Raw genomic sequence first — 20,699 nt, 5'->3', positions numbered from 1 at the left:
ACCGTAGAAGAGGACTCGCACCGTAGAAGAGGACCTCGGACCGCAGAAGAGAAGAGGGAGCAGCGATGAGCGACCCGTTCGACGGAACCGAGCGCAGCCTCGGTCAGCTGGTCGCCTCGGCGACCGCCGAGATGTCCGCGCTGGTGCACGACGAGATCGCCCTGGCCAAGGCCGAACTGCGGCAGGACGTGAAGCGCGGTGCGTTCGGCAGCATCATGGGCATCGGTGCCCTCGTGGTGCTGCTGTTCTCGCTGCCGATGCTGAGCTTCGCGCTCGCGTACGCCATCAACACCTGGACCGGCGGGCACAACGGCAACGGGGGCTGGAACCTCGTCTGGTGCTTCCTGCTGTCCTTCGCCTTCAACGTGCTGCTCGCGGGTCTCCTCGGGCTGATCGCCGTCGCGAAGTTCAAGAAGGTCAAGCCGCCGGAGAGGTCCATCGCCTCCGCCAAGCAGACGGCCGCCATCATGCAGAACGCGAAGCCGCACCCCCGTCCGGAGCAGCGTCCGGCCCTTGAGAAGGCCGCCGCTGTGGGACGCTCGTCCGTATGACCCTCCCCGAGAGCAGCAACGGCAACGGCGGGCCCGTACGGCTCGACGGGCCGTGGACACACCGCGACGTGGCCGCCAACGGCGCCCGCTTCCACATCGCCGAGATGGGCGACGGCCCGCTGGTGCTGCTCCTGCACGGCTTCCCGCAGTTCTGGTGGACCTGGCGCCACCAGCTGCCCGCCCTGGCCGAGGCCGGGTTCCGGGCGGTCGCGATGGACCTGCGCGGGGTGGGCGGCAGCGACCGCACGCCCCGGGGTTACGACCCCGCCAACCTCGCCCTCGACATCACCGGCGTCGTGCGCTCGCTCGGCGAGCCGGACGCGGCGCTCGTCGGGCACGACCTGGGCGGCTACCTCGCCTGGACGGCGGCCGTGATGCGGCCGAAGCTGGTGCGCCGGCTCGTGGTCTCCTCGATGCCGCACCCGCGTCGCTGGCGCTCGGCGATGCTCTCCGACTTCGCCCAGTCGCGGGCCGGCTCGCACGTGTGGGGTTTCCAGCGGCCGTGGCTGCCGGAGCGTCAGCTCGTCGCGGACGACGGGGCGCTCGTGGGCGAGCTGATCCGGGACTGGTCGGGCCCGAAGCCGGTCGACGAGGAGGCCCTCGGGGTGTACCGGCGGGCGATGTGCGTGCCGTCGACGGCGCACTGCTCGATCGAGCCGTACCGGTGGATGGTGCGGTCCCTGGCCCGCCCGGACGGCATCCAGTTCAACCGACGCATGAAGCGGCCGGTGCGGGTGCCGACGCTCCATCTGCACGGCTCCCTCGACCCGGTGATGCGGACCCGCAGCGCCGCGGGATCCGGCGAGTACGTGGAGGCGCCGTACCGCTGGCGGCTCTTCGACGGGCTCGGGCACTTCCCGCACGAGGAGGACCCGGTGGCCTTCACCACGGAGCTCGTCAACTGGCTGAAGGACCCCGAGCCCGACCGCTGAGCCGCCGTCAGCCCTGCCGGGCGCGTCCGGCGCGGCTCCGGAGGTCGTCCGGCGCACAGCTGTCCTTCGAACGGCCATGTGCCTCGCGCATACTCCAATTGGCGGGCCCGAGGGCGGTTACCGACCTTGGCCCCCGGGCAGACGTCGAGGTATGGGCTGGACGCACGACTACGGTGACACGACAGCACGCGACCGCCGCACGGCCATGGGGCCGGGCTCCCGCGAGAGGGGCGGCCCGCCGGACCAGGGCCCCGCGGCGCAAGGGGTGGGGATCTCGCGCATCCTGCGCCGCCGGGCCCGCTGGGTCTCGGCCCGGCTCCGTCACCCCAGAGACACCGCGTAGGCGGCGCCGCCCAGTCCGCGCCGCGTAGTCCACGCGGGCCCGCAGGCCACGTCCGTCACGTAGGCGGACAGGCCCACACCGCGTAGGCCGCGCACACCACACCGTGTGGGTTGCGCGGGCCACGCCGCGCGGGCTGCGCGGGCCAGGAATCAGAGGGCGCAGGCCTGGGTGTCGACCTGCTGGTCGGCGGTCCGGCCGCGCTCGATGTCCTCACGGATCTCGTCGACGGTCAGGGCGTATCCGGTGTTCGCGTCGTCGAGGGAACGGGCGAAGATCACGCCGTACACCTCGCCGTCCTCGGTGAGGAGCGGGCCGCCGGAGTTGCCCTGACGGACCGTCGCGTACAGCGAGTACACGTCCCTGCGCACCTCGTCGCGGTGGTAGATGTCGGGACCCTTGGCACTGATGCGGCCCCGCACGCGGGCGGAGCGCACGTCGTACGAGCCGTTCTCCGGGAATCCGGCGACGATCGCGTCGTCGCCGCTGCGCGCGTCCTCGTCGGTGAAGGCGAGCGGCGTGGCCCGGAGGTCCGGCACGTCCAGGACGGCGATGTCGCGCTGCCAGTCGTAGAGGACGACCTTGGCGTCGTAGAGCTTGCCCTCGCCGCCTATCTGGACGGTCGGCTCGTCGACGCCTCCGACGACATGGGCGTTGGTCATGACGCGGCGGTCGGCGAAGACGAAGCCCGTGCCTTCGAGGACCTTGCCGCAGCTCTGCGCGGTGCCGACGACCTTCACGATGGAGCGCTGCGCGCGGGCGGCGACCGGGCTGTCGGCGAGCGCCGGGTCGGGCGGGGTGACCGGGGTGATCGGCTCGTTCGCGAAGGGGCTGAAGACCTGGGGGAAGCCGCTGCGGGCCAGGGTGGAGCTGAAGTCGTCGAACCAGCCGGAGGCCTGATCCGGCATCACCTGCTCGACGCCGAGCAGCACCTTGGAGTTCCGTACCTCCTTGCCCAGGGTGGGCAGCGAGGTACGGGCGAGGGCGGAGCCGATCAGCCAGGCCACGAGCAGCATCGCGACGACGTTGACGAGGGCGCCGCCGGTGGCGTCCAGGGCGCGGGCCGGCGACCAGGTGATGTGGCGGCGCAGCTTGTTGCCGAGGTGGGTGGTGAAGGCCTGGCCGACGGAGGCGCAGACGATGACCACCATCACGAAGACGACGGTGGCGGTGGTCGAGACCTCGCTGTTGTCGGTCAGCTGGTCCCAGAGGATCGGGAGCAGCAGTACGGCGACGAGTCCGCCGCCGAGGAAGCCGATCACGGAGAGGATGCCGACCACGAACCCCTGGCGGTAACCGATGATCGCGAACCACACGGCGGCGAGCAGCAACAAGATGTCCAGCACGTTCACCGTCAATAGCCTCGCAGATTCGTTTCCGGTCGCCCGGGGCCGGTCGGCGCGAAGGCCGGCCCGCCCGAAGGTCAGCCTGTCATGAGCGCCAGTCGAGCGGGACCTGCTTGGACCGGTCCCAGGGGCGCTCCCAGTCGGCGTAGTGGAGCAGCCGGTCGATCACTCCGGCGGTAAAACCCCAGACCAGGGCGGACTCGACGAGGAACGCGGGGCCCTTGTGGCCGCTCGGGTGGACGGTGGTCGCGCGGTTCGCGGGGTCCGTGAGATCCGCCACGGGGACGGTGAAGACGCGGGCGGTCTCGCCCGGGTCGACGACGCCGACCGGGCTGGGCTCGCGCCACCAGCCGAGGACGGGGGTGACGACGAAGCCGCTGACCGGGATGTAGAGCCGGGGCAGGACACCGAAGAGCTGGACGCCCCGCGGGTCGAGGCCGGTCTCCTCCTGGGCCTCGCGCAGGGCGGCGCGCAGCAGGCCGCCGTCCTCGGGGTCGCCGTCCTCGGGGTCGAGGGCGCCGCCGGGGAAGGAGAGCTGTCCGGCGTGCGAGCGGAGGCTGCCGGAGCGCTCCATGAGCAGCAGCTCGGGTCCGCGCTCGCCCTCGCCGAAGAGGACGAGGACGGCGGACTGGCGGCCGGCCCCGCTCTCGGGCGGCAGGAAGCGGCTCAGCTGCTCGGGCCGGACCGTGCGGGCGACCCGGTCGACGGGCCCGAGCCAGTCGGGCAGTCCGTCCCGGCTGAGCAGGCCGGCCGTGCCGGGTCCGTGGATCTCTTCGTCAGTGCGCGTCATCGATACCCCCGTGGTTCACAACGCGATGGGTGGACGGGTTCGTTCCCGGCGGTCCCGGCACCCCGGTCTCCTCCGGGCGGGCCGCAGCGCGGCGGGGTTGGCGGGCGGGTCCGCAGCGGACCGCGGCACCGCGGGCTTCCGCGGGCGGTCCGCAGGGGCCCGGGCCGCACGGGCGGGTCCCAGCGGCGCGGGCGCGCGCCGGGCACGGTGCGGACGCGGGCCGAACCGCGGGCCCCGGGGCTCCCGCGGGCGGATTCACGCGCCGTGCGGCCGGGATCAAGCCTCGCCGCCCAGCGGGGGCGCCGGGCGGCCCGGGTAGCCGGCGGGCGGGTTGAGCCGCTGGCCGGGGAAGCCGCCCATCTCGTACTTGAGCAGCTTCCGCGCCTTCTCCGGGTCGGTCTCGCCCTCCCCGTACGAGGGGCAGAGGTGGGTGATCGGGCAGGCGCCGCACGCGGGCTTCCGGGCGTGGCAGATCCGGCGGCCGTGGAAGATCACCCGGTGCGAGAGCATCGTCCACTCGCTCTTCGGGAAGATCGTCGCGACCTCGGCCTCGATCTTCACCGGGTCGTCGGACTCGGTCCACCGCCAGCGGCGGGCGAGGCGCATGAAGTGGGTGTCGACGGTGATGCCGGGGACCCCGAAGGCGTTGCCGAGGACGACGAAGGCGGTCTTGCGGCCGACGCCGGGGAGCTTGACGAGGTCCTCGAGGCGACCGGGGACCTCACCGCCGAAGTCGTCCCTGAGGGCCGTGGCGAGGCCCATGATCGACTTGGTCTTGGCGCGGAAGAAGCCGGTCGGCCGGATCAGCTCCTCGACCTCCTCGGGCACGGCCGCGGCGAGGTCCTCGGGCGTCGGGTACTTCGCGAAGAGGGCGGGGGTGGTCTGGTTGACCCGCAGGTCGGTGGTCTGTGCCGAGAGGACCGTGGCGACGAGCAGCTCGAAGGGGTTGCGGAAGTCGAGCTCCGGATGGGCGTACGGGTAGACCTCGGCCAGCTCGCGGTTGATCCGGCGCGCCCGGCGCACCATCGCGAGCCGCGACTCGGGCCTGGCGGGCTTCACGGCTCTCACGGTCCCGGTGACCTCGGCGGACTTCGACCGCTTGGCCGTTCCGGCGGCCTCGGCGGGCTTCGATCGCTTGGCGGTCCCGGTGGCCTCGGCGGGCTTCGACCGCTTGGCGGTCCCGGCGGCCTCGGCGGGCTTCGATCGCTTGGCGGTCCCGGCGGCCTCGGCAGGCTTCACAGGCTTCCCTTTTGCACCCTTTGCCCGTTTCGACACGCCGTGTTCGCCCACAGCGGAATTACCTTCGGCCGACACTCTTTCAGCCCCCTTGGCCTGCGCTCTCACCGGCGAGTTGGACACCCGGCCAGCCTAGGCGCCGCCGCCGACATCCGCCCCGGGCGCGGCCGATCGGAGCCCAATCGGGCCCCTGACGTACGGATGGGCGGCTCGGTACGTCAAACTTGTTGTGATTGATCGCACTGTTTTGTGCGTCCGGCATCATGGGACCCAGGTCCTTTGAGCAGGTCGACAGTAGGAGAGAACTCGTGGACGACGTTCTGCGGCGCGCCCCGCTCTTCGCGGCGCTCGATGACGAGCAGGCTGCCGAGCTGCGCGCCTCGATGAGTGAGGCGACGCTCGCCCGTGGCGACGCGCTCTTCCACGAGGGCGACCCCGGCGACCGCCTGTACGTGGTGACCGAGGGCAAGGTGAAGCTGCACCGCACCTCCCCGGACGGCCGCGAGAACATGCTGGCCGTCCTCGGCCCCGGCGAGCTCATCGGTGAGCTGTCCCTCTTCGACCCGGGCCCGCGCACCGCCACCGCGACCGCGCTGACCGAGGTCAAGCTGCTCGGCCTGGGCCACGGCGACCTCCAGCCCTGGCTGAACGCCCGCCCCGAGGTGGCCACCGCGCTGCTCCGCGCCGTCGCCCGCCGGCTGCGCAAGACCAACGACCAGATGTCCGACCTGGTCTTCTCCGACGTCCCGGGCCGTGTCGCCCGTGCGCTCCTCGACCTGTCGCGCCGCTTCGGCGTGCAGTCGGAGGAGGGCATCCACGTCGTCCACGACCTCACCCAGGAGGAGCTGGCCCAGCTGGTCGGCGCCTCCCGCGAGACGGTCAACAAGGCGCTCGCCGACTTCGCCCAGCGCGGCTGGCTCCGCCTGGAGGCCCGCGCCGTGATCCTGCTGGACGTGGAGCGCCTCGCGAAGCGCTCGCGGTAAGCAGCTCCGTACGCGTCCGCGCACGCGTCTCCGTACACACGGAAAAGGCCGCCCCGGTCCGAGGACCGGGGCGGCCTTCCGCGTACGGCGGGCGGTCAGCGCTTCGAGCCGTCCACGATCACCGGGGCGGAGCCGCCGCTCCCACAGGGCACCGCGTAGACCGGGTTCTTCGCCGCGGCCTCCTTGTACGCGTCGATGCACTGGTTCATCAGGACCTTGTCCGTCAGCGAGTCGTTGAGGATCTTGTTGGCGCGGGCGATGCCCTCCGCCTCGATGCGGCGCCGGTCGGCCTCGGCCTTGGCGGTACGGGCGGCCTCGGTGGCCCGCTCGGTGGCCTGCTGCTGCTGGATCTTGCGGTCGATCTGGCCCTGGAGGGCGTCCGAGGGCTTCACGTTGCGCAGGTTGACCGTGGTCACGTCGATGCCGCGCGGGGCCAGGCGCTCCTTGATCAGGGCGCCGATCTCGGCGTTGATCTTCTCGCGGGCGGAGGCGTAGCCCTGCTCGCTGGAGTAGCGGGCGAAGACGTTACGGACGATCTCCCGGCTGTCGGGGTAGACGAGCCGCTGCTGGATGGCGTCCTCGCTGCCCGCGAGCTTGTAGAGCTCGACGGCCTTGGACGGGTGGACGGCCCACTTCACCGTGACCTCGGCGTACATGACGCCGCCCTGCGAGGAGCGGACCTCGACCACGTCCTTGTCGGAGAGGTTGAGGTCGACCGGGCGGGTGGAGAAGGTCGTGACGTCGGTGAACGGCGACTTCATGTGCATGCCCGAGGTCATCGGCGAGCCGACCTTGCCGAAGGCGACCGGCACACCGACCTCGTACGCGCTGATCACGTACGTCATGCTCACGATCAGCGAGAACAGACCGGCCAGCACGGCGCCGAGGGCGCCGAACTTCAGGCCCTTGGAGTCATTGGCGCGGCCGACGAAAAAGAGCACCACTGCGGCTATGACCAGCAGGATGGCTATGACGAACACGGGCTTCCCCCCGAGAGCTACGGCCAGATGTAAGCGGAGCGTAAGACACGGGGGGAGGCCCGAAGGTTCCCGGGTCCCTTCGCAGGACCCTCGAAACCGCGGGCGCTCGAAACCTCGGGCGCTCAGCTCCCCGAGCGCTCGAAACCTCGGGCGCTCAGCTCCCCGAGCGCTCAGGACCCTCACGCGCGCGACCCAGGACCCTCAGGACCCTCGGGCGCTCACGCTCAGGACCCCCGGACGCCTCAGACCAGGCCGCGGCCCCTCAGGTACTCCAGCTGCGCCCGTACGGACAGCTCGGCCGCCGGCCACAGGGAGCGGTCCACGTCCGCGTACACATGGGCCACGACCTCCGCTGCCGTCCGGTACCCGGCCTCGACCGCCGTCTCGACCTGGGCGAGCCGGTTCGCACGGTGCGCGAGGTAGAACTCCACGGCCCCCTGGGCGTCCTCCAGGACCGGCCCGTGCCCCGGCAGGACCGTGTGCACCCCGTCGTCGACGGTCAGCGACCGCAGCCGCCGCAGCGAGTCCAGATAGTCCCCGAGCCGCCCGTCCGGGTGCGCGACCATCGTCGTCCCGCGCCCCAGGATCGTGTCGCCCGTGAGCACCGCCCCGTCGGCCGGCAGGTGGAAGGAGAGCGAGTCCGAGGTGTGCCCGGGCGTCGGGACGACCCGCAGCTCCAGGCCGCCGACCGTCACCACGTCCCCCGCGCCCAGGCCCTCGTCGCCGAGGCGCAGCGCCGGGTCGAGGGCCCGCACCGGCGTGCCGGTCAGCTCCGCGAAACGGCCCGCGCCCTCCGCGTGGTCCGGGTGGCCGTGGGTCAGCAGGGTCAGCGCGACCCGCTTGCCGAGCTTCTCGGCGGTGTCGATCACATGCCGCAGATGGGTCTCGTCGAGCGGACCCGGGTCGACGACGACGGCGAGGCCGGAGCCCGGCTCGGAGAGCAGCCAGGTGTTGGTGCCGTCGAGGGTCATCGCGGACGGGTTCGGCGCCAGGACGTTCACGGCGCGGTCGGTCGCGGGCCCGGAGACGACGAGCCCGCGCGGCTGGCCCGGCAGGGCGGCGGCGTCGCTCATGACTCACCCCCGACGGAGATGATCTTGGTGAACTCCTCGTGCCCCGGCCAGCTCAGGACCAGCTCGTCGCCCTCCAGGCGGGCCTGCGCGAGCACGGGGGTCATGTCCCGCTCCCCCGCCGCCGCCAGCGTCTCGGCGGCCGTCCCGTACGGCTCCAGGGTGCGCAGGGTCGAGATCGTCGGCGGCATCATCGTCAGCTCGCCCCGGTCGTAGCCTGCGGCGGCGTCCGCGGGGCGGATCCACACCGTGCGGTCCGCCTCCCCGGAGACGTCCCGGGTGAGCTGGCCGGCCGGGAGGGCCGCGACGAAGAACCAGGTGTCGTACCGGCGCTGCTCGAACTCCGGGGTGATCCAGCGGGCCCACGCGCCGAGCAGGTCCGAGCGCAGGACGAGCCCGCGCCGGTCCAGGAAGTCGGCGAAGGACAGCTCGCGGGCGACCAGCGCCTCCCGGTCCCGCTCCCAGTCCTCGCCGGTCGTGTCGCCGACGACGCCGTCCTCGGTCTCCCCGGCGAGCAGCACGCCCGCCTCCTCGAACGTCTCGCGGACGGCGGCGCAGACGACGGCCTGGGCCTGCGCCGGGTCGTCGAGGCCGAGCCGCGCCGCCCAGGTCTCCAGGGAGGGGCCCGCCCAGCGCACCGGCTGCTCGTCGCGCGGGTCGACACCGCCGCCCGGGTAGGCGTACGCACCGCCCGCGAAGGCCATGGAGGTGCGGCGGCGCAGCATGTGGACGTCGGGCCCGGCGCCCCCGTCCCGCAGCAGCAGGACGGTGGCGGCGCGCCGGGGCGCCACCGGGGTGAGCTCACCGGCGGCGAGGGCGCGGATGCGATCGGGCCACTCCGGCGGGTACCACTGACCGTTCGACTGCTTCGCCTGCTTCGGCTGACCATTCGACATGGCCGGATGCTATGCGCAAGCATCGGAATGCACGAGAGCCGGTTTCCCAGGGCTGTGGAAAACCGGCTCCGCACGTGCCTTCGGTGTCAGGCCTCGACGAGCTCGACCTGGACCTCGACCTCGACCGGCGCGTCGAGCGGCAGCACGGCGACGCCGACGGCGCTGCGGGCGTGCACGCCCTTCTCGCCGAGGATCTCGCCGAGCAGCTCGCTCGCGCCGTTGATGACGGCGGGCTGACCGGTGAAGTCGGCGGCGGAGGCGACGAAGCCGACGACCTTCACGACGCGCTTGATGCGGTCGAGGTCACCGGCGACCGACTTCACGGCCGCGAGCGCGTTCAGCGCGCAGGTGGCGGCCAGTTCCTTGGCCTCCTCGGGCGTGACCTCGGCGCCGACCTTGCCGGTCACCGGAAGCTTGCCCGCCACCATCGGGAGCTGGCCCGAGGTGTACACGTACACGCCGGACTGCACGGCCGGCTGGTAGGACGCGAGCGGCGGCACGACCTCGGGCAGCGTCAGCCCGAGTTCGGCGATCCGCGCCTCGACGGCCCCGCTCACGACTTGGCCCGCTTCAGGTAGGCCACGAGCTGCTCGGGGTTGTTCGGCCCGGGCACGACCTGGACGAGCTCCCAGCCGTCCTCGCCCCAGGTGTCCAGAATCTGCTTGGTCGCGTGCACCAGAAGCGGCACCGTGACGTACTCCCACTTGGTCATGGGCCCGACTGTATCCGCTGCCGCGGGGCTCCTCTCCGAGGTGGCCCCCACAGGGCCCCTAGGGGTCTTCTCCGGGGCGGCCTCCTGATTGCGCGCGGCCGCCAGTGGTTAGGCTCGACAGCGTGAGCAGGCTCCAGGTCGTCAGCGGCAAGGGCGGTACCGGTAAGACGACGGTCGCCGCCGCCCTCGCCCTCGCCCTCGCGACGGAGGGGAAGCGGACTCTCCTCGTCGAGGTCGAAGGCAGACAGGGCATCGCACAGCTCTTCGAGACGGAAGCCCTTCCGTACGAGGAGCGCAAGATCGCCGTCGCGCCGGGCGGCGGCGAGGTGTACGCGCTGGCGATCGACGCCGAGCGCGCGCTCCTCGACTACCTCCAGATGTTCTACAAGCTGGGCAGTGCGGGGCGGGCCCTGAAGAAGCTCGGCGCGATCGACTTCGCGACGACGATAGCGCCGGGCGTCCGGGACGTGCTGCTGACCGGCAAGGCGTGCGAGGCGGTGCGGCGGCGGGAGAAGGACGGCCGTCCCGTCTACGACCACGTGGTCATGGACGCGCCGCCGACCGGGCGCATCACGCGCTTCCTCAACGTGAACGACGAGGTGGCGGGCCTGGCCAGGATCGGCCCGATACACAACCAGGCGCAGGCCGTCATGCGGGTCCTCAAGTCCCCGGAGACGGCGGTGCATCTGGTGACCCTCCTTGAGGAGATGCCGGTCCAGGAGACCGCGGACGGCATCGCGGAGCTGCGGGCCGCGGAACTGCCGGTGGGCAGGGTCGTGGTGAACATGGTCCGGCCGCACGTCCTCGACGAGGCGGCGGTACGGGCCGCCTCCGGCGACCACCGGGACGCGATCGCGCGGACCCTGGCCTCCGTGGGCGTGAAGGGCGGCACGCGCCTGGTCGAGCCCCTCCTCGACCAGGCGGCCGAGCACGCGCGGCGGGTGGAGCTGGAGCGGACGCAGCGCGCGGTCCTGGACGGCGTCGGCGTCCCCTCGTACGAGCTGCCCTTCCTCGGGGACGGGGCGGACATCGCCGGGCTCTACCGGCTGGCGAAGGAACTGCGGAAGCAAGGGGTGGGCGCGTGACGGAGAAAGCGGGCGCCGAGCCGGAGGACGGGAAGACGGAGGCGGGAGCGGCCGGAGCCGCCGCGGACGGGACCGGCGCCGGAGCCGCGTCCGGCGCGGACGGGGCCGGCGCCGCAGCCGCCTCCGCCGTGGACGGGACGGACACCGGATCGGCTGCCGCGTCGCGCGGCGCGGCTGGTGTCGCCGAAGCCGACTCCGAGCCCGAGCCCGGGCTCGACCGGGTCCCCGTGCTGGAGCTCGACCCGCTGCTCGACGACCGGGGTACCCGGATCATCGTCTGCTGCGGCGCGGGCGGGGTCGGCAAGACGACCACGGCGGCGGCCCTCGGTGTGCGGGCGGCGGAGCGGGGCCGGCGGGTCGTCGTGCTCACCATCGACCCGGCGCGCCGGCTCGCCCAGTCCATGGGCATCGACTCGCTCGACAACACGCCGCGGAAGGTCGACGGCATCAAGGGCTCCGACGGCGGCGAACTGCACGCCATGATGCTGGACATGAAGCGGACCTTCGACGAGATCGTCGAGGCGCACGCGGATCCCGAGCGGGCGCGGGCGATCCTGGAGAACCCCTTCTACCAGTCCCTGTCGGCCGGGTTCGCCGGCACGCAGGAGTACATGGCGATGGAGAAGCTGGGCCAGCTGCGGGCCCGCGACGAGTGGGACCTGATCGTCGTCGACACGCCGCCGTCCCGGTCCGCGCTGGACTTCCTTGACGCGCCCAAGCGGCTCGGGTCGTTCCTCGACGGAAAGTTCATCAAGCTGCTCATGGCGCCGGCGAAGGTGGGCGGCCGGGCCGGGATGAAGTTCCTCAACGTCGGCATGTCGATGATGACGGGGACGCTGGGGAAGCTGCTGGGGGGTCAGTTCCTGAAGGACGTGCAGACGTTCGTGGCGGCGATGGACACGATGTTCGGCGGTTTCCGGACCCGCGCGGACGCCACGTACAAGCTGCTCCAGGCGCCGGGCACGGCCTTCCTCGTGGTCGCGACGCCGGAGCGGGACGCGCTGCGCGAGGCCGCGTACTTCGTGGAGCGGCTGGCCGCAGAGGAGATGCCGCTCGCGGGTCTCGTCCTCAACCGCGTCCACGGCAGTGGCGCCGCCCGGCTGTCGGCCGAGCGGGCGCGGGCCGCCGCGGAAAATCTTGACGAGGGGCGCATTGTGGATCAGGGGGGCGGGAAGGCTGGACTGCGTGGCTCCCCGGCCACCGAACCCGAGCACGAGCCCGAGCCGAACGATCTCGCCACCGCCGCCGCACTGCCCGTACCCGAGGCTGCCCCCACAGCCGAACCGGCAGCACAGGAATCAGACGTACGTCATCTCACCGCGGGACTTCTGCGCCTGCATGCCGAGCGCATGCGGGTGCTCGCGCGTGAGCAGCGCACGCGCGACCGCTTCACCGCGCTCCACCCCGAGGTGGCGGTGGCCGAAGTGGCCGCCCTGCCCGGCGATGTGCACGACCTCGCCGGGCTGCGGGCCATCGGTGACCGGCTCACGGCGGGGCGGATGCCCTCGGCCTGAGCCGTCTCGCGTACGAGTACCCGTATCCGTACTCGTACCCGTACCCGTCCTCGTTGTTCTCCCACCCGTGTCTCGTACGGGCCGGGGCGCTGGACCCGTCTCCCGTACGGGTCGGGGCCGGCGTCGGGGCTAGCCGACCGCGGCGTACGCCTCGTAGGTCGCGTCGTCCTCGATCGCGACGGGCAGGAGGCCCGCTCCCCGCTCGTACTCCGTGCGCGCGGTCTCCAGGAGCCGGCGCCACGAGGTCACGGTCGGCCTCCGGCGCAGCAGTGCACGGCGCTCGCGCTCCGTCATGCCGCCCCACACACCGAACTCCACGCGGTTGTCGAGGGCGTCGGCGAGGCACTCGGTCCGCACCGGGCATCCGGTGCACACCGCCTTTGCCCTGTTCTGCGCCGCTCCCTGCACGAAAAGTTCATCCGGATCGGTAGTGCGGCAGGCCGCCTGCGCACTCCAGTCAGCTACCCAGCCCATACCGGCGCCGTCCTCTCCCGAATCGAGGCTCCCCCACGGCGGCAGCGGCATATTCACCGCTGCCAGTTGGGACGTTACGGAAGGTGGGCACAGCGCAACACCCCCTTCGGGCCCAATCTTGAATGGTCCGAACGGACTATGCGTGCGCGTCAGATCACCCAGGGGAGTGATCGAAGGACATGCGTGTGATAGCGGACATACCGCGCAGATATGCCCTTCTTCACCGGGGCCTCTTGGGGCACCGTGTGACGCATGAGCCGGAACCGGACACGAGCTTCCCGTGTTTCGGGGTCACGGGAATTCATACCGATGTCACGCACGGGTCTTGATGCGAGACCGCACTGCTGTGACAGTTGGGAGCAGCTTAGGCCAAGGCATATACGCGTGTCCGGCGAATGAGAACGTAGGCTGCCCCCATGGCAAAGAAGCGCTCGGGCGGTGGTCTGACCGGGACCCAGCAGGCCGCCAAGTTCCTCGGTGTCAGTGTGCTCGCCGGAACCGTGCTGGCGGGCATCGCCCTGCCCGCGGCCGGTGCACTCGGGCTGGCCGCGAAGGGCACGGTGGAGGGGTTCGACGAGATCCCGTCCAACCTGAAGACCCCACCGCTGAGTCAGCGCACCACCATCCTGGACGCCGAGGGCGGTCTCATCGCCACGGTGTACTCGCGGGACCGGAAGGTCGTGCCGATCGACCGGATCTCCCCGTACATGCAGAAGGCGATCGTCGCGATCGAGGACGGCCGCTTCTACGAGCACGGTGCGATCGACCTCAAGGGCGTGCTGCGCGCCATCAACCGCAACGCGCAGTCGGGCGGGGTCGCGCAGGGCGCGTCCACGCTGACCCAGCAGTACGTGAAGAACGTCTTCGTCGAGGAGGCCGGTGACGACCCCGAGAAGGTCGCGCAGGCCACCCAGCAGACCATCGGCCGCAAGGTCCGCGAGCTGAAGTTCGCGATCCAGGTCGAGGAGGAGCTGGGCAAGAAGAAGATCCTGGAGAACTACCTCAACATCACGTTCTTCGGGCAGCAGGCCTACGGCATCGAGGCCGCCTCCCAGCGGTACTTCTCCAAGCACGCCGCCGACCTGGACCTGGGCGAGGCGGCGATGATGGCGGGTCTCGTCCAGTCGCCGAGCCGCTACGACCCGATCAACGACATCCAGGAAGCCACCAAGCGCCGCAACACGGTCCTCCAGCGGATGGCCGACGTGAAGGACATCAGCCAGGCCGAGGCGGACGCCGCCAAGGCCAAGCCGATCAAGCTGAAGGTGAAGACCCCGAAGAACGGCTGCATCACCGCCGTCGACGGCGCCGGCTTCTTCTGCGACTACGTCCGCAAGACGATCCTCAACGACCCGACCTTCGGCAAGACGGCCGAGGAGCGCCAGAAGCTGTGGAACCTCGGTGGTCTCACCATCAGGACCACGCTCGACCCGCGCGCGCAGGCCGCCGCCAACGAGGCCGCCATCGCGAAGGTCAACAAGGACGACCCGGTCGCCGCCTCGGTGGTGCAGGTCCAGCCCAAGACCGGCCGCATCCTGTCGATGGGCCAGTCCCGCCCGTACGGCCTGGACCAGAAGCAGCACCAGACGACGCTGAACCTCGCCGTCGGCAGCAAGATGGGCGGCACGACGTACGGCTTCCAGGTCGGCTCGACGTTCAAGCCGATCACCGCCGCCGCGGCGCTGGAGAAGGGCATCAGCCCGGCGACGAGCTTCAACGACCCGGCACAGATCAACATCTCCGAGAGCGAGTACACCCGCTGCGACGGCAAGCCCGCGGGTTACGCGAACTGGGAGGTGAACAACGAGATGAAGTCGGAGAAGGGCGTCTTCGACATGACGAGCGCCCTCGGCAAGTCCATCAACACCTACTTCGCCAAGCTGGAGCAGATGGCCGGCCTCTGCGAGACGCTGACGATGGCCAAGAACGTCGGCTACGAGCGCGAGCTGGGCAAGCCCCTCAAGCAGATCCCGTCCGCCACCCTCGGCAGCGCGGAGAGCACCCCGCTCGACATGGCGTCCGTCTACGCGACCTTCGCCAACCGCGGCATCTACTGCACCCCGATCGCCATCGAGTCGATCAAGGCCGCCAACGGCGACAAGCTGAACGTGCCCCAGACGAAGTGCACGCGCGCCATGAGCGACCGGACCGCCGACACCATCAACCAGATGCTGAAGGGTGTCGTCGAGGACGGCACCGGTACGCGGGCCGGTCTCAGCGACCGCGACAACGCGGGCAAGACCGGTACGACCAACGACCGCAAGGACGCCTGGTTCGTCGGCTACACCCCGAACCTGTCCACCGCCGTCTGGGTCGGTGACGACGTCGGCGAGAAGAAGTCGATGTACGACATCACCATCGGCGGCGAGTACTACGACAAGGTCTGCGGTGGCTGCCTCCCCGGCCCGATCTGGAAGATCGCGATGACGGGCGCCCTGGACGCCGGCGAGACCCCGAGCTTCGTCCCCGTCTCCGTGCCGCGGGCCGAGAAGCCCAAGGACCCGGAGAAGGAGGGCGACGAGGGCCCGAACAAGCCCCGCAAGCCCAGCGACAAGCCCGGCGACACCGACCCGACGAGCCCGATCCCCGGCGTCACGTTCCCGACGGACCTGCTCGGCGGCGGCGACGGACGCGGCAACGGCAGGCCCGGCCGCTGACGACCGGTCCGATACGAGGAAGGGCACCCCACCTGACCGGTGGGGCGCCCTTCCTCGTACGTACGCGAGCGGCGCGTACCGCGCGGATCAGCCCGCGAGCAGCTTCTTCACGGCGGCGGCGACGCGGCCGCCCTCGGCCTGGCCCGCCACCTTCGGGTTCACGATCTTCATGACGGCGCCCATGGCACGCGGCCCCTCGGCGCCCGCGGCCTTCGCCTCCTCGACGGCCGCCGCGACGATGGAGTCGAGCTCCTCGTCGCTGAGCTGCTTCGGCAGGTACGCGTCGAGGATGAGGCCCTCGGCCTTCTCGCGCTCGGCGGACTCGGGGCGACCGCCCTTGGCGAAGGCGTCCGCGGCCTCGCGGCGCTTCTTCGCCTCCTTCGCGATCACCTTCTGCACCTCGTCGTCGGAGAGTTCGCGCTTCGTCGTGCCCGCGACCTCCTCCTTCGTGATCGCGGTGATGGTGAGCCGCAGGGTCGAGGAGCGCAGTTCGTCGCGCTCCCGGATCGCGGCGTTGAGGTCGTCCTGGAGCTTCGCCTTGAGCGTGGTCATGGGGTCAAGTGTGGCAGGTGCCCCACCCGTACCGCCCGCGCATTTCGGCTCAGCGGGTCTGCGACGATAAGGGGATGCGCGCACGGTACGGGATCCCCCTGAAGATCACGGCAGGCCTCACGGCGACGGCTGCGGCCGGACTCGTCTACGCGGCAGGCTTCGAGGCCCGCTCCTTCCGGCTCCGCCGGGTGACCATCCCCGTCCTCCCGCGCGGCATGCGCGACCTGCGGGTCCTCCAGGTCTCCGACATCCACATGGTGAGCGGCCAGCGCAAGAAGCGCGCCTGGCTGCAGTCGCTCGCGGGCCTCCGCCCCGACTTCGTCGTCAACACCGGCGACAACCTCTCCGACACCAAGGCCGTGCCGGAGCTCCTCGACGCGCTCGGGCCGCTGATGGAGTTCCCCGGGGTGTACGTCTTCGGCTCCAACGACTACTACGGGCCCCGGCTGAGCAACCCGGCCCGCTACCTCAAGGAGAAGGCCCAGGGCCGGCACGGGCTCAACGGCAACAAGCCGGTCGTCGGCGCCGTCCACAACCCCTGGGAGGGAATGCGGGACGCCTTCGACGCGGCGGGCTGGGTGAACCTCACCAACACCCGCGGCCGCCTCAAGCTGCCACAGGCCGAGCTCGCCTTCACCGGCCTGGACGACCCGCACATCAAGCGGGACCGGTACGAGCGGGTCGCCGGCGGCCCCGACACGTCGGCCGACTTCACGGTGGGCGTCGTCCACGCCCCGTACCTGCGCTCGCTCGACTCCTTCACGGCCGACGGCTACGAGCTGATCCTCGCCGGCCACACCCACGGCGGGCAGCTGTGCATCCCCTTCTACGGGGCGCTCGTCACCAACTGCGACCTCGACACGGACCGGGTCAAGGGGCTCTCCACGCACACGGTCGCCGAGCGGACCTCCTACCTCCACGTCTCGGCCGGCTGCGGCACCAACCGGTACACCCCGGTCCGCTTCGCCTGCCCGCCCGAGGCCACCCTGCTCACCCTGACGGCGCGCGCCTGAGCGCTTACGGTGGGGGCATGATCACGCCCTCCAGCGCGGCCGTGCCGGACTCCGCCGTCATACCTCCCGACCGCCGCCGCCCCTGGGCGGCGGCCTTCCGGGGCCTGATCGCCGCGTCCGCGGCGACGGGCCTGGTCATCGAGTGCGTGTATGGCGACGTGCTCGTCGTCCTGAGCTTCTTCACCATCTGGACCAACATCCTGGTCGCCGTCGTCCTCGGCCTGGGCGCCGTCCGCGCCTGGACCCGTCGCCCGCCGCTGCCCGCGGTGTGGACCGGCGGAGTCCTGCTCTGCATCTCCGTCGTCGGCCTCGTCTTCCACCTGGTCCTCGACAACGAGGCGAGCGAGTTCAACCAGGCCGCCGAGATCGCCCGGCTCACCGGCGCGAAGGCGGTCGCGAACCAGCTCCTGCACACCGTGACCCCGCTCGGCACGGCCCTCGACTTCCTGCTGCTCACCGCGCCGGGAGCCCTCCGGTGGCGCCACGCGGCCCAGTGGCTGGCGGCCCCGGGCCTCTACCTCGCCTTCGCCCTGGTCCGCGGCGAGCTGATCTCCCCCGACGCGCCGACCCGCTACACGTACCCGTTCCTCGACGTCACGGTCCACGGCTACGCCGGCGTCCTCACCAACGCCGTCGTCCTCGGCGCGGCCTTCTACCTCCTCGGTCTCGCGATCGTCGGCCTGGACCGCATCCGACCTGCGCCGCGGCCCTCCGAATACCGGATTTCGTCTGAGCGCGCGCGTGGGCTAAAGTAAGCGATGTCGCCGCGACGGGAAGACCACAGCAGCGACATCGGGGTGTAGCGCAGCTTGGCAGCGCGCTTCGTTCGGGACGAAGAGGTCGTGGGTTCAAATCCCGCCACCCCGACAGCCGCAAGACCCTCAGGGGCCTGATCCGCGAAAGCGGGTCGGGCCCCTGAGGCGTTTCCGGGGAATCTTCTGAGGGGAGCCGGGCCCGCTTCGGGGGCGCCCGGCGGCGCCCCCGGGGGCCGGCGTCTAGATCACCGGCGGGCGGCCCAGGCGGGTCATGTGGAGGACCGTCGTCCAGCGCATCGGGGCGCGGGGGCCGCAGGAGTGGCGGACGCCTTCCGCGAAGCCGGCGAACCAGGCCTTGAGGCCCGGCAGGGAGCGGGTGCGGGCCAGGGTGAGCAGGGTCCAGACACCCAGGTAGACGGGGACGAGGAGGGCCGGCAGGTTGCGCTTGGCCAGCCAGACGCGGTTGCGGGCGGTCATCCGGTAGTAGACGGCGTGCCGGGCCGGGCTGGTCTTCGGGTGCTGGAGGAGGAGCTCCGGCGCGTACAGGACCTTCCAGCCCGCGTCGAGGGCCCGCCAGGCGAGGTCGGTCTCCTCGTGGGTGAAGAAGAAGTCCTCCGGCCAGCCGCCGATCCGGTCGAGCATCGCCATCGACAGGCCGTGGCCGCCGCCGAGGAAGGTGGTGACCTCGCCGCCGCGCAGCGGGTCCTTCGCCCCGAGGCGCGGGATGTGCCGGCGCTGGGTCTCGCCGGTCTCGTCGGCGATGCGGAACGAGACGATGCCGAGCGCCGGGTCCGCCTCGTACAGGTCGGCGAGGCGGCGGAAGACGTCCTTGTCGACGAGGAGGCCGTCGTCGTCGAGGTCCACGACGATGTCCACGTCGCCGAACGCGCGCAGCGTCTCGATGGCGACGTTCCGGCCGCCCGAGACGCCCCGGTTCTCGGGGAGTTCGACGCCGGTCACGCCCTCGGGCAGGGCCGGCAGCGACCCGGTGCCGTTGCCGACGACGACGATCCGGGCGGCGGGCTCGTCCTGGCCCGCCACGGCGTCGAGCAGCGCCCGCAGCTCGGCGGGGCGCGTGCCCATCGTCAGTACCGCCACACCTACGCGCGGTCGCGCCACGGCCCACTCCGTTCCCTGTTCACGGTTCACCGGAACTCGCTCCGGGCCGCGATGCTAACCGGCCGGGGACACCTTCCGTTCACCCGGACCACGGGTGTCGTGCACCGCGCGGGAGCCCTGAGGGGGGAGCGCGGCGAGAGGTGCCGCGGCGCGGCTCTACGCTGGTTCTCTTCCGTCAGATTGATCGATCGTCGAAAGGGTGGTCTCCAGGTGCTGGTCGCGGACCGATATCGGCTTCATGTGTGTATCGGCCGGGGCGGCATGGGCGAGGTGTGGCAGGCCACCGACGAGGTCCTGGGCCGGCCGGTGGCCGTGAAGCTGATGCTGGCGCACTCGACCGACCCCTCCGCCGGTGACCGCTTCCGCCTGGAGGCGCAGACCGCCGCGCGGCTGAGTCACCCGCACGTGGTGGGCGTCTTCGACTTCGGCACCTGGGACGGAAAGCTGTTCCTGGTCATGGAGTTGGTGGAGGGCGACAGCCTTCAGGGGAACCCGTCCGATCCGCTGATCCTGCCCGCCGAGCGGGTCGCGGTCGTCGCCGCGCACGCCGCCGCCGGGCTCGCGGCCGCGCACCGGCAGGGCGTGGTGCACCGGGACATCAAGCCGGGGAACCTGCTCGTCGATGCCGAAGGCACCGTCAAACTCGCCGACTTCGGCATCGCCCGGTTCGTCGACGACCCCTCGGCCGCGCTCACGACGACGGGTCAGATCGTGGGCACGGGGCTCTATCTCGCGCCCGAACGGGCCCTCGGGCAGCCCGCGTCGCCCGCCTCCGACGTGTACTCGCTCGGCTGCGTCCTCTACCAACTGCTCACGGGCAGACCCCCGTTCCGCGCGGACACCGCGACCGCCCTGCTGTACCAGCACATCGACACCGCGCCGATGCCGCCGAGCCGGCTCGGGGCCGCGCTGCCGCCCGACTTCGAGACGTACCTGCTGAGCCTGCTCGCCAAGCAGCCGGAGCAGCGGCCCTCGGCGCAGGCGATCTCGGACTGGTTCTCCTCCGGCGCCTGGCGCTCCTACCCCGGGGCCGCCCCGGTCCGGCCTCGGCCGCCTCACCAGCAGGCCGCTCCCCATCGGCCCGCCGGGCCCGCGCCCATGCCCATGCCGGCGCCGGTGCACACGCCCGCGCCGACGCCGCCTCCGATGAACCGGCCGCCGACGACCCGGCCCGCGCCCGCCGCCTCGCGGCGTCAGAGCCGGCCGAGCACCGGCGGCGCGCTCGCGGAGCTGTCCCGGCGCCGGCCGCGCAAGACGGCCGCGGTGGCCGGGGCCATCGCCTTCGTCGTCTTCCTGATCATCGGGATGGCCTGGCTGTCCTGACCGGCCTGGGCCCCTCAGTACAGTCTCGGCGCCATCACGTGCGGCTCCTCGTCCGCCTCCGCGAGGAGCATGCAGCGCGGTACGCCGGGTCCCGGGGTCGCCCGCACGGTCACCGGCGTCGGCGGGTCGGTCGGCAGCTCGATCGAGAGGGTCACGGGCCGGTCGGCGCGAGTGGTGGCGTGGCCGGTCTCCTTGCCGTCGACGAGGACCTCGACGACCGGGGTGTGCCCGGTCTGGACGGTCGCGGAGACCGAGTGGCCGAGGTAGTCGATGTGGAAGTGGTGCCGTGCCCTCATGGGCCACCTCCGGACCGCAGAAGTGGGACGCGTGCCGGTCGGGGACGCGTACCTCCAGCCTAGGCACGGTGCGGC

Annotated in this window: 22 protein-coding genes and 1 tRNA gene; 11 read left to right on the top strand and 12 right to left on the bottom strand. The window is 71.7% G+C overall.

All coding sequences use genetic code 11. The features are described from left to right. Positions 1–65 precede the first annotated feature (65 nt). The 3 genes from ABT041_RS01590 (at position 66) to ABT041_RS01580 (ending at position 1,826) form a co-directional block, all read left to right on the top strand. Positions 66–551, top strand: a complete 486-nt coding sequence (locus ABT041_RS01590; protein WP_351177175.1) for a phage holin family protein — start codon at positions 66–68, stop codon at positions 549–551. Next, a complete protein-coding gene (locus tag ABT041_RS01585; RefSeq protein WP_351177172.1) occupies positions 548–1,483 on the top strand; it encodes an alpha/beta fold hydrolase in 936 nt (311 codons plus the stop codon). Before ABT041_RS01590 ends, ABT041_RS01585 begins: the two co-directional genes overlap by 4 nt. Before the next feature lie 151 nt (positions 1,484–1,634). Then, positions 1,635–1,826 carry a hypothetical protein gene (locus ABT041_RS01580; protein ID WP_351177169.1) on the top strand — a complete coding sequence of 64 codons (192 nt, stop codon included), beginning with the start codon at positions 1,635–1,637 and terminating at the stop codon, positions 1,824–1,826. A 149-nt stretch (positions 1,827–1,975) separates the two neighbouring features. Here ABT041_RS01580 and ABT041_RS01575 read toward each other — a convergent pair whose 3' ends face one another. The 3 genes from ABT041_RS01575 to nth all read right to left on the bottom strand — a co-directional run bounded on the left by ABT041_RS01575 (position 1,976) and on the right by nth (position 5,273). Further along, complete coding sequence (locus ABT041_RS01575; protein ID WP_351177166.1) at positions 1,976–3,175, bottom strand: MarP family serine protease; 1,200 nt, start codon at positions 3,173–3,175, stop codon at positions 1,976–1,978. A gap of 79 nt (positions 3,176–3,254) precedes the next feature. Beyond that, the gene (locus tag ABT041_RS01570) at positions 3,255–3,959 is read right to left on the bottom strand and encodes an NUDIX hydrolase (RefSeq protein ID WP_351177163.1); all 705 of its coding nucleotides are present in this window, start codon (positions 3,957–3,959) and stop codon (positions 3,255–3,257) included. Positions 3,960–4,235: 276 nt separating this feature from the next. Next, the gene (nth, locus tag ABT041_RS01565; protein WP_502976323.1) at positions 4,236–5,273 is read right to left on the bottom strand and encodes an endonuclease III; all 1,038 of its coding nucleotides are present in this window, start codon (positions 5,271–5,273) and stop codon (positions 4,236–4,238) included. A 230-nt stretch (positions 5,274–5,503) separates the two neighbouring features. Here nth and ABT041_RS01560 point away from each other — a divergent pair, with 230 nt between their 5' ends. Next, positions 5,504–6,178: a Crp/Fnr family transcriptional regulator gene (locus tag ABT041_RS01560; RefSeq protein WP_015034542.1), complete on the top strand. Its 675-nt coding sequence runs from the start codon at positions 5,504–5,506 to the stop codon at positions 6,176–6,178. A 95-nt stretch (positions 6,179–6,273) separates the two neighbouring features. On the opposite strand, the gene ABT041_RS01555 is transcribed toward ABT041_RS01560, so the two are convergent. The 5 genes from ABT041_RS01555 to sp36 form a co-directional block, all read right to left on the bottom strand. Continuing rightward, complete coding sequence (locus tag ABT041_RS01555) at positions 6,274–7,158, bottom strand: prohibitin family protein (protein ID WP_351177159.1); 885 nt, start codon at positions 7,156–7,158, stop codon at positions 6,274–6,276. Positions 7,159–7,400: 242 nt separating this feature from the next. Beyond that, the gene (locus ABT041_RS01550) at positions 7,401–8,231 is read right to left on the bottom strand and encodes an MBL fold metallo-hydrolase (protein WP_351177156.1); all 831 of its coding nucleotides are present in this window, start codon (positions 8,229–8,231) and stop codon (positions 7,401–7,403) included. After that, complete coding sequence (locus ABT041_RS01545; protein WP_351177153.1) at positions 8,228–9,124, bottom strand: NUDIX hydrolase; 897 nt, start codon at positions 9,122–9,124, stop codon at positions 8,228–8,230. The genes ABT041_RS01550 and ABT041_RS01545 overlap by 4 nt, the downstream gene beginning before the upstream one ends. Positions 9,125–9,210: 86 nt before the next feature. Continuing rightward, complete coding sequence (locus tag ABT041_RS01540) at positions 9,211–9,681, bottom strand: RidA family protein (RefSeq protein ID WP_351177150.1); 471 nt, start codon at positions 9,679–9,681, stop codon at positions 9,211–9,213. Beyond that, on the bottom strand, positions 9,678–9,836 hold the full coding sequence (gene sp36 / locus ABT041_RS01535; RefSeq protein WP_015034547.1) for a Sp36 family protein: 159 nt from the start codon (positions 9,834–9,836) through the stop codon (positions 9,678–9,680). Before sp36 ends, ABT041_RS01540 begins: the two co-directional genes overlap by 4 nt. Before the next feature lie 122 nt (positions 9,837–9,958). Here sp36 and bagA point away from each other — a divergent pair, with 122 nt between their 5' ends. Both bagA and bagB read left to right on the top strand, forming a co-directional pair. Beyond that, a complete protein-coding gene (gene bagA / locus ABT041_RS01530; RefSeq protein WP_351177146.1) occupies positions 9,959–10,921 on the top strand; it encodes an ATPase BagA in 963 nt (320 codons plus the stop codon). 227 nt (positions 10,922–11,148) lie between these two features. Continuing rightward, entirely contained in the window at positions 11,149–12,435 is a 1,287-nt protein-coding gene (bagB, locus tag ABT041_RS01525) for an ATPase BagB (RefSeq protein WP_351177652.1), read from the top strand. Positions 12,436–12,564: 129 nt separating this feature from the next. On the opposite strand, the gene ABT041_RS01520 is transcribed toward bagB, so the two are convergent. Then, the gene (locus tag ABT041_RS01520; protein WP_015034550.1) at positions 12,565–12,909 is read right to left on the bottom strand and encodes a WhiB family transcriptional regulator; all 345 of its coding nucleotides are present in this window, start codon (positions 12,907–12,909) and stop codon (positions 12,565–12,567) included. Between the two features lie 416 nt (positions 12,910–13,325). Here ABT041_RS01520 and ABT041_RS01515 point away from each other — a divergent pair, with 416 nt between their 5' ends. Further along, positions 13,326–15,566: a transglycosylase domain-containing protein gene (locus ABT041_RS01515; protein ID WP_351177142.1), complete on the top strand. Its 2,241-nt coding sequence runs from the start codon at positions 13,326–13,328 to the stop codon at positions 15,564–15,566. Positions 15,567–15,653: 87 nt separating this feature from the next. Here ABT041_RS01515 and ABT041_RS01510 read toward each other — a convergent pair whose 3' ends face one another. Next, a complete protein-coding gene (locus ABT041_RS01510; RefSeq protein ID WP_030690864.1) occupies positions 15,654–16,118 on the bottom strand; it encodes a GatB/YqeY domain-containing protein in 465 nt (154 codons plus the stop codon). A gap of 74 nt (positions 16,119–16,192) precedes the next feature. Between ABT041_RS01510 and ABT041_RS01505 the strand changes: the two genes are divergently transcribed. From ABT041_RS01505 to ABT041_RS01495, 3 genes are all read left to right on the top strand, one after another. Beyond that, entirely contained in the window at positions 16,193–17,131 is a 939-nt protein-coding gene (locus ABT041_RS01505) for a metallophosphoesterase (protein WP_351177139.1), read from the top strand. 17 nt (positions 17,132–17,148) lie between these two features. Then, positions 17,149–17,886 (top strand): Pr6Pr family membrane protein, encoded by a 738-nt coding sequence (locus ABT041_RS01500; protein ID WP_351177137.1) that lies wholly within the window; start codon positions 17,149–17,151, stop codon positions 17,884–17,886. Between the two features lie 38 nt (positions 17,887–17,924). Then, positions 17,925–17,998 (top strand) — tRNA-Pro (locus ABT041_RS01495). A gap of 128 nt (positions 17,999–18,126) precedes the next feature. Here the strand turns inward: ABT041_RS01495 and ABT041_RS01490 are convergent. Further along, positions 18,127–19,005, bottom strand: coding sequence for a glycosyltransferase family 2 protein (locus tag ABT041_RS01490; RefSeq protein WP_351177134.1), 879 nt, complete (start codon positions 19,003–19,005; stop codon positions 18,127–18,129). Between the two features lie 210 nt (positions 19,006–19,215). On the opposite strand from ABT041_RS01490, the gene ABT041_RS01485 reads away from it, so the two are divergent. Then, entirely contained in the window at positions 19,216–20,328 is a 1,113-nt protein-coding gene (locus ABT041_RS01485; RefSeq protein ID WP_351177131.1) for a serine/threonine-protein kinase, read from the top strand. Positions 20,329–20,342: 14 nt separating this feature from the next. Here the strand turns inward: ABT041_RS01485 and ABT041_RS01480 are convergent, their stop codons facing one another. Continuing rightward, positions 20,343–20,624, bottom strand: a complete 282-nt coding sequence (locus tag ABT041_RS01480) for a hypothetical protein (RefSeq protein WP_351177128.1) — start codon at positions 20,622–20,624, stop codon at positions 20,343–20,345. Positions 20,625–20,699 lie beyond the last annotated feature (75 nt).

The sequence above is a fragment of the Streptomyces sp. NPDC002825 genome, assembly GCF_040295385.1.
GTDB lineage: Bacteria > Actinomycetota > Actinomycetes > Streptomycetales > Streptomycetaceae > Streptomyces.
This window is presented reverse-complemented; position numbering and strand designations above follow the sequence as displayed.